Genomic DNA, 894 nt, shown 5'->3' with positions numbered 1-894 from the left:
TGCTATACCGCAAGCGGCCAATGTCGGCATCGTCATTGAGCGCAGGCGGCGAAAAATCTGAAAATAGCGTAGCGGTAATCATTTGGCTATGTCGCTGCAACCAAATTACCGTATGTTTGTCGCAATTTGCGGGAGATTTAGCGGCTGGTCTGTTTATATACCGTCACTTTTTTATTATTGTGACTTTGAGGGAAACGTTGTATGGCGGATATTCACGATTGGTTTATCGCGTTCATTCTGGGATGGTGGAAAGGGAAAAGGGTTAACGGAATTTCTGCCGGTTTCTTCGACGGTGCATATGATATTATTGGTCGGTAGTCTGCTTGGCTTTACGGATGATAAGGCCAAGACATTCGAGATTATCATCCAGTTAAAGCCGATCCTGGAGTGGTAGCGATGTCTTAGCGCCGGCTGTTTGGTCTTATCGGTATTTATTTCGGCCAGGGTACCCCACGAGGGGATCGGCAGAGGTCGTCTGCGTTTAGGGTATACTCTGTTGGGCATGATCCCGGCGGTGGTGCTGGGATTAGTCTTACATGAGAAAATTAAAGCCATCTTTGCGCCACATTAACATCATGTATGCCCTTGGTGATCAGAGGGTTACTTCTGCTAGAGGCGGAATTTCTGAAACCTAAACAACCGGGTGCGGCAGGCATTGATAACTTGACCTAACCGCAGGCTTTTTTAATCGGCTGTTTCCGGTTTTTGGTACTGTGATCGGGGGCTTTCCCACTCCGGCACCGCCTCCATCATCCATCAGCGGTCTTTTGGTCGGCGTAAGTCGTTATGCCGCATCGGAGTTTTCCTTATCGGAGTTTTCCTTATATATATTAGCGGTGCAGATGATGCTGGCCGCCGCGGTATTTAATCTCTACAAAAGCCTGCCTCTCCTCG

At 48.4% G+C, this 894-nt stretch carries 2 pseudogenes; both read left to right on the top strand.

What is annotated here, in order from left to right:
* Nucleotides 1-61 (top strand): annotated as a pseudogene (gene folB / locus BG74_RS15930) (bifunctional dihydroneopterin aldolase/7,8-dihydroneopterin epimerase); the annotation flags it as partial.
* Nucleotides 62-201: 140 nt separating this feature from the next.
* A pseudogene (locus tag BG74_RS02090) lies at nt 202-894 on the top strand (undecaprenyl-diphosphate phosphatase); the annotation flags it as partial.

The organism is Sodalis-like endosymbiont of Proechinophthirus fluctus (assembly GCF_001602625.1).
In the GTDB taxonomy this organism is placed as follows: Bacteria; Pseudomonadota; Gammaproteobacteria; order Enterobacterales; family Enterobacteriaceae.
The sequence above is the reverse complement of the archived record's forward strand: the minus strand, read 5'-3'. Positions and strand labels throughout refer to the sequence as shown.